7 protein-coding genes are annotated in these 7,918 nt (G+C 41.6%); 2 read left to right on the forward strand and 5 right to left on the reverse strand.

Annotated features, from left to right (window positions below; genetic code table 11):
• The first annotated feature begins 279 nt into the window (after window positions 1–279).
• Together Q0757_RS16780 and Q0757_RS16785 are read left to right on the forward strand one after the other, a co-directional pair.
• On the forward strand, window positions 280–1,809 hold the full coding sequence (locus Q0757_RS16780; RefSeq protein WP_298789271.1) for a multicopper oxidase family protein: 1,530 nt from the start codon (window positions 280–282) through the stop codon (window positions 1,807–1,809).
• A 205-nt stretch (window positions 1,810–2,014) separates the two neighbouring features.
• The gene (locus Q0757_RS16785; protein WP_020006663.1) at window positions 2,015–2,341 is read left to right on the forward strand and encodes a four-helix bundle copper-binding protein; all 327 of its coding nucleotides are present in this window, start codon (window positions 2,015–2,017) and stop codon (window positions 2,339–2,341) included.
• 362 nt (window positions 2,342–2,703) lie between these two features.
• On the opposite strand, the gene Q0757_RS16790 is transcribed toward Q0757_RS16785, so the two are convergent.
• The 5 genes from Q0757_RS16790 to Q0757_RS16810 all read right to left on the reverse strand — a co-directional run bounded on the left by Q0757_RS16790 (window position 2,704) and on the right by Q0757_RS16810 (window position 7,720).
• A complete protein-coding gene (locus Q0757_RS16790; protein ID WP_084135811.1) occupies window positions 2,704–3,573 on the reverse strand; it encodes a YdhK family protein in 870 nt (289 codons plus the stop codon).
• A gap of 183 nt (window positions 3,574–3,756) precedes the next feature.
• Window positions 3,757–5,073 carry an APC family permease gene (locus Q0757_RS16795; protein ID WP_298789272.1) on the reverse strand — a complete coding sequence of 439 codons (1,317 nt, stop codon included), beginning with the start codon at window positions 5,071–5,073 and terminating at the stop codon, window positions 3,757–3,759.
• A gap of 141 nt (window positions 5,074–5,214) precedes the next feature.
• On the reverse strand, window positions 5,215–5,886 hold the full coding sequence (locus Q0757_RS16800; protein WP_298789273.1) for a response regulator transcription factor: 672 nt from the start codon (window positions 5,884–5,886) through the stop codon (window positions 5,215–5,217).
• Window positions 5,864–7,267: an ATP-binding protein gene (locus Q0757_RS16805; protein ID WP_298789274.1), complete on the reverse strand. Its 1,404-nt coding sequence runs from the start codon at window positions 7,265–7,267 to the stop codon at window positions 5,864–5,866. The genes Q0757_RS16800 and Q0757_RS16805 overlap by 23 nt, the downstream gene beginning before the upstream one ends.
• Before the next feature lie 75 nt (window positions 7,268–7,342).
• Window positions 7,343–7,720 (reverse strand): hypothetical protein, encoded by a 378-nt coding sequence (locus tag Q0757_RS16810; protein WP_298789275.1) that lies wholly within the window; start codon window positions 7,718–7,720, stop codon window positions 7,343–7,345.
• Window positions 7,721–7,918: the final 198 nt, after the last annotated feature.

Raw genomic sequence — 7,918 nt, forward strand, 5'->3', positions numbered from 1 at the left:
AAGACATGTTCCGACCGCAGGGTTAACTTCCCGGCTGGAAAAGGACAGCCGTTTACACAAAATTATTGACGGTCCCTATTTTGTGTGTAAAACGGTCGTTTTTTAAACTTAATTTTACATATAGTTTTTGTCATATTAAATACTCATTTTATGCACGGATTCTCGAAAATTATAATCTAGTCTAATACATAAAGGAATGACAAGTTCTTTATTAAAAGTAGAAAGAAGGGATTGTAAAGTATGAGAAAAAAGAACCTATTGATAAGCTTGTTTTCTCTAATGATGGTCATTGTTTTATCAGCTTGTACAAGCAATGACGGAGAAGCATCTGTAGAAGATACTAGCAATGAAAAGAATTCAAATGAAGAGATGAACATGAATGAGGACAATGAAGGTTCTATGGAAGAAAATATGAATGGCTCCTCCAGTGAAGGAGAAATGAATAATGGTTCCATGGGTAATGGTCATATGGATCATGATGATGTGGTAGGTCTAATTGATTCGACAGGAGAGAACGAACTGAGTATCCCCTCTGTACTCAAAAGCGACAGCAACAAAGGAACTGAGTATACAATACGCGCGCAAAAAGGAGAAACAGAAATATTTGATGGCGTTCAAACAAAAACATATGGCTATAATGACTCGTTTCTAGGTCCCATGCTTCAATTTGAAAAAGGAGATACTGTGAAAATAAACTTAATCAATGAACTCAATGAAAATACCACTTTTCACTGGCATGGATTGGAAGTGCCAGGGAATGACGATGGTGGTCCACACAATGTATTGGAGCCAGGCGAAGAGAGTACTATTGAATTTGAAGTGACACAGGAAGCTGCCACATTGTGGTTCCATCCCCACCCGGAAGGAAAAACCTCTGAACAAGTGTACAACGGACTTGCTGGGTTAATTTATATCGAGGACCAAAATTCAAAAAATCTCGAATTACCAAGTGAATATGGAGAAAATGACATCCCTCTCGTTTTCCAGGACAAAGTATTTAATGATGAAAAACAACTGAATTACAAAGCCGTAGCAAATGAAGATGGCACAGTCGGGGATACATCATTAATTAACGGCACATTGAATCCAAAATTAACTGTAGATAAAGAAAAAGTAAGGCTTCGACTTTTAAATGGATCAAATGCAAGAAATTACACCTTTAAACTAAATACAGGGGATTCTTTTGTACAAGTCGCAACGGACGGCGGGTTTTTAAATGAACCGGTCTCAATGGAAGAAATCACACTCACGCCTTCAGAGCGGGCCGAAATAATCATTGATTTTTCTAAAGTCGATGGTAATGAAAATATAGCGTTAATGAATGAAGATGGTGCCACGCTCTTACCTTTTGAAATCACAGATCAAACAGGTAAGAACATGGATATACCTGATGAAATGAATGACTTTTCAGTTACGGAAGAAGAAAAGAACCTGCCAGTGACAAAAGAAATTGAACTTTTCGGCATGATGGATCAGGTAACGATAAACGGAAAAAAATTTGATCCTGAAAGAATTGATTTTACGCAGGAACAAGGTGTTACAGAAGTATGGGAAATCTATAATAAACCTGACATGATGGGCGGCATGATTCATCCGTTCCACATCCATGGTGCTCAGTTTAAGATCCTTTCCAGGAATGGAGAAGCACCACCTGAGAACGAAAGAGGCTGGAAAGATAGTTTTTCCGTTGCCCCGGATGAGACTGTAAAAATTGCCATTCAGTTTAAAAATAAAGGCATATATATGTTCCACTGTCACATACTTGAACATGAGGACAATGGGATGATGGGACAGGTTAAAGTAGAGTAAGCTCCAAAGCTTCAATCTAATAACAAAAAAGGAACTATTTCTTGATTTTTTCTAGACGAATTACAATATTGAGTAAGTTGGAGAAGGACAATCATCATTAAAATTATGTGCAGTTTCTATGGAGTTTTACCATATCGGTTTATATGCGAAATGGATGGGAATTCAATTAATGTAAGTGCATTCAATTCTATAGGAGGGATTTATAATGGCTCATGAACAACATCAACAACTGATTCAGACGTTACATGAATGTATGGAAGCCTGTAACCACTGTTACGATGCCTGTCTGAGGGAAGAAGACGTAAAAATGATGGCGGAGTGTATCCGATTGGATCGTGAATGTGCAGATATCTGTGCATTTTTAGAACAGGCTCTGACAAGAAATTCACCATTTTCTTCTGATCTGGCGGCAGTATGTGCCAAGGTCTGCGAAGCATGCGGCAACGAGTGTCAAAAACATGACCACGATCACTGCCAGAAATGTGCAGATGCGTGCTTCAAATGTGCAGAGGCTTGTAAAGAAATCGCCTAAGCACAACACTTAGAAAGAAGTGGTATGTCGGAACTTATTCTGGACATACCACTTCTTTTATTTCCGGTTAAGATTGTACCCAGCATTTTAACGAAAATATACATTAAGGTGTATTTGCATTATTAATTAAGAGCGCCCTTGATTTTGACAATACTTATAAGAGACGCCTTAGTTTAGACAAGGTTATAAAAAACAGTTGAGTTCGCTTAGAACCATCGTTGCAAGGAGGAGTAAACCGAATTCCCTTCAAAACAGTCATTAATGTATCTGTTAATTCATATAATAAAAAGAGCTTATCCATGCAGATTATCCATTTGAGATAGATAATCCAGTAAAGATAAGCTCTTTAATATCATCTGTTTTTATTCAACAGGTGACAATTCACTTTCTGTCACCCATTTATGATTTTCTACTTTTTCTCCAGTTGTTGTTGTGAAGTCAAGCATATATACAGTAGTGTCTTCAGCAGATTCTATCACAGCGGTTGCACCATCCATGCCTTTCATGTGATCCGCATCCAAGGTCACTTCAGTGCCGGGCTCCAGTGGTGCTTCTCCTGGACCTTCCAATTCTTCATGGATGACCCATTTATGATTCTCCACTGGGTCTCCACCAGTTGTAGGGTAATAAGTGACACTATAAGCAACAGTATCAAATGCGCCTGCAATTGTTGCTTCAGCGCCATACATACCTGGCATATGATCGGCTTTGATAATGGCTTGGCTACCCACTTCATAAGTTGGATCTTCTGCTTCCTCCAGACCGTCAGGGACTACACCAGTGCTGGACATCTGTTCAGCAAAAATGGATTGAATCGTTTCTTTCACTTCTAAAATACTGGTGCGTATATCATTAATTTCTGCTTCAGTCTCTTCAATGGATGCATCCTGGTTTTCCATTTTTTTGGTCACAGCATCCAAATGGTTGTCAGCGGCGTTTAAGCGATTCAGCAGAGATTCCAGCTTGTCCAGATACTCTTTATAGAGCTGTACTTCATCAACTGTTATAGGAGGGCCTTCGATAGATCCTTCGATTGCCTCCAGCTCAGATTGGATAGCGTCCGTTTTCTTCTCAACCTTATCCAGTCTCTTTTCAACCTTTGCTTCCCCCTGTGCTTGTCCATTGGCTTGGGGAGCTGCGTTGATGGAATCTGCCGAAACTTGTCCTGCTGAGAAACTGATTCCAGTAACGGTTGCGAGTGTGACGACTATTTTTGTAAATCTGTTATTCATTTTACATTCCTCCCTGGTATTTTTTCTAAGAGATATTTACCTTAAATGATACAAGCAATCCAATGCCTTCTAATCATTTTAAATTTCTATTGATTCACCTTCCTGAAAAAGCATCACCCCCTTTTGTAACTGTGATACTCTTCCCTTTTAGAAGAACACGCATGGCTCGAGATTAAAAATGCTTTAATGCGCATGCCCTTCTTCCCCATCATTACGGTGTTTAAGAAATACATACTCCCCTATGAAGATGATGATAATGAAAATGATGGAGACGACAACAATCAGCCAGTCATTCATCAGTTTGACCCACATAAAAGCTGCCAGTACAATTCCATCAAGTATGAATGCGGTCATGACAATGACTGGATTTGCATCCACCTTATCCCTCAGATGTTTAAATACACCCCAATGCACAATCATATCCATCACAAGATACAATATGGCCCCGACTGAGGCGATACGACTGAGGTCGAAAATGACGGCCAGTACCATCGCAAGTACAATTGTGTATACCAGCGTATGCTTTTGAATCCGTCCTGGCATGCCAAAGTGCTTATGTGGAATCAGCTTCATATCTGTCATCATGGCAAGCATGCGTGACACCGCAAAGACACTGGCAATAATACCGGATACTGTTGCGATGATCGCAATGCCGACGGTAAACCATACAGCGTAGTTTCCAAATGCTGGCCTTGCGGCTTCTGCAAGCGAGTAGTCTCTGGCTGCAATGATTTCGTTTAACGGCAGATTGCTGGATACCGCCCATGCAACCAGCAGATACACAAAAAGACTGATGGAAATGGATGCGACAATCGCCCGGCCGATATTCTTATGGGGTTTAACGATTTCAGAGCCACTGTTAGTGATCGTCGTAAACCCTTTGAACGATAGGATGGTGAGTGCCACAGCTGCAATCATGCTGGTAATAGTTGCGTCTTCCGTACTTCCACTGCCCTCTGCGGGTGTAATGGAAAAACCGGCGACCCATAACCCGCCCATCGCAAAGACGACAAGTCCAATTATTTTAAGCAGGGACACAATCGAAGTAAACGTCTGAATGAAACTGTTGCCAGAAATATTAACCAGGAATGCAAAGAGCAAAAGACCAACAGCGAGCACAGGCACCAGGTAGCTGGTTGCATCCATATTGAAAATCTGCAACGTATAGGTACCGAAAGTACGGGCCACGAGACTCTGGTTGATGACCATGGATACGGCCATCAGCATCGCTGCAGAAGCAGTGACGGTACCCTGACCATACGCTTTTGCCAAAAACATGCCGATACCCCCTGCTGAAGGATATTCATTGCTCATCTTGACATAGGAATACGCACTGAATCCAGTTACAATCCCTCCGACGACAAACATGATCGGGAACCACATGCCGGCAAGTGCGGCAACCTGACCCAGCAATGCAAATATTCCGGCACTGATCATAACCCCTGTCCCAAGACCGATCGCACCAGTCAGAGATAAGCTGTCTTTTTTATATTCGCTCATTAGCATCACCTCAGAAATAATAGTCTCTAAAACATATGCCCATGGTTTGTGCAGTTAGTGTGCAGTTTTTAAAATATTTCAAATTAATTTTAGCAATGTGCTCAAAATCTACATTTTTAAGCAATCGATAATATGAGAAAGCTACTTTCTAATCCACTTGTAGCCCACGCCCCATACTGTGTGAAAATAATCATCGATGGGAAAACCCACTTCCCTGATTTTTTCCCGCATGTTTCTAACATGTGAATCCACAGTCCGGCCTTCAGTTTCTGAATACATCCCCCACACCAGGTCGATCAGTTGATTTCTGGAATATACCCGCCCCGGGTTCTGCATAAGCAACCCAATCAACGAGAATTCTTTGGGGGTCAACTTGATATACTGATTCTTATAGGACAGTTCGAATCGATCCTTGTCCCATAGCAGTCCATCCACCTCAACATGGTTGCCAGGTTTCGCTCTCCTTAATAATGCATCCATCCGTGCAATGAGTTCTTTTTCATTGAAGGGTTTTGTTATATAGTCATCCGCCCCCAATCTGAGGCCTTTGACGATATCCGTCTTCTGCTCCCGTGCAGTCACCATGATGATGGGCACATCCGAATGCTGACGGATTTCTCTGCATACGTCCCACCCATCCATGTCAGGCATCATGATATCGAGCAGTACAATATCGAATCTTTCTTCTTCGATGTATTGGAGCCCTTCTTTCGCCCCCAGCGCTTTTCTGCAGTCGTATTGGTAGGGTTCCAGATACAACGCCAGCAATTCCAGCATCCTCTCTTCATCATCAATCAACAATGCCTTTTTCATACGCATCCTCCTTCGGCAAAGATATGTTGAAAACCGTTCCTTCACCTAGTTCACTTTCGACTTCCATCCTGCCGTTGTGGAGTTCCACAATCTCTTTGGCGATTGTCAGCCCAAGACCGGATCCTCCCTTGGAACGGGACCTGGATTTTTCTGCACGATAGAGCCGCTCAAATATATACGGCATATCTTCTTCGGCAATGCCATCCCCCGTATCCGAAATAACCGTTAAGACCTCATGTTTAGTTTGAACCACTTCCAATCTGACATGATTTCCGCGCGGAGTGTATTTTATGGCGTTATCGAGTATGTTCAACAGCACCTGTTGGATTCTTTCCGGGTCAATGGAAATGACCACATTACTTGGACAGGAATATGAAAATTCTATCTCTCTTTCTTCAATTGCTGGATAAATCCGTTCCACGATCTTTTGAATTAGCGCATCAAATTCCACTTTTTCTTTTTTTATGGCAAATTCATTCTGGTCTATTTTGGCCAGTTCAAACAATGTTTTTATCAGTCCGGCCAGATGTTCTGTCTCCTCCTGGATGATCTTTGTATATCTGGTTCGATCTTCCTCGGATGTGGTCTCCCGATTGATGATATCTGTATATCCTTTCAAATAGGTCAGTGGTGTACGGAGTTCATGGGAGACATTCGACAGGAATTCATTTCTTTCATTTTTCAAACGCTTCAAATCTTTTGATAAGCGTGTGATAGCAGTTGCCAACTCTCCGAGTTCGTCTTTTCGACTGGTGGATAGTTCCACTTCATGGTTGCCTCTGCTCAACGCTTCTGTGGCCTTCTTCATTCTGACCAATGGCTGTGTAATGACTTTTGAAAGCACAATCACCGTGATGATGGTTAAAATGACAGTGACCAATCCGATGAATAAAAATTGCCGAGTGAGACTGCTGATGATTTCTTTGATATGGTTGCTGTCGGCAAACATGAATACATGCCCACTATGTGTACCCTCCATGATAATCGGGCTGTCTGTCGCCACATATTTTTCATCCGCCCAATCCGACTCCAGTATGACGCCTTCATCTGGCACTTGGTCGTTATCTGTATGCTCGATTACCGCTGCCATTTTCGGCTCCATTGGGTTGGAGCTGGTAACCACTTCTCCATTTCGGTCTGTAATGACGACAATAAAATCAGATTCGGATTCCATGATGGCGACATGATTCAAGGTTGATGAGGTGTAATTTTCTTCCAGCACATCCCGATGGGTATTTCCACGGGCCAACAAGTCTCTCATCACTTCGTCGACACGATCATTGACCAGGTTTGTATATAATATGGAGAATAATATGATTTCAACAGTGATAATTACTACAAAAAATAACAACCCTATCTTCAAAGATAATTGATTTAGCATCACAGCCTCCTCTCTTCGACAATAATACTTCGAGTGCCTAACAACAGAGTAAAAAGATGACCTCAAAACTTATGCTTATCTGGTTTGACTCTCATTTAGAACTTTCTCCCATGCAATTGACCCGGCGTCAGAGACATATACATCGCCGTTTACGGTATAGATGGCCAGTTCTTTTTCATTCTGTCGGTTTCGAGCAATATATGCAATTCCATCATTCTTCAATTCCGGTGTATCAATGATGGCTTCTTCGTCATTTTTAACATTTCTTCTGTGAAGTTCAACATTTTCGTTATTTATCGCATAATATAAATCGTCCCCATAAAAATATACGGTCATTCCTGCCTCCCTTGGATCTGTTAATGCTTTAAACTGATTTCCACCATCCTCTGACAGATAGATGCCGGTAGAAGTCGCTGCTGCAACAAAGTTGGAATCTGACGGATGGATTGCCAATGATAATACGCCCCCTTGAAGGCCCTCCGCATCTGCTTGTTCCCAACTTTCTCCATCATCAGTACTTTTATAAAAACCTCGGCCGAGAGCGTAAAATATTTTGTGTAAACGATCGATCGCAAAAAAAGGAAGTCCTTTTCTAGTAGAATGAAGTTACCGACCACATCCATAGAAAAGAGGACTTCCCTATGAATGATT

The organism is uncultured Marinococcus sp. (assembly GCF_947493875.1).
Lineage (GTDB): Bacteria > Bacillota > Bacilli > Bacillales > Marinococcaceae > Marinococcus.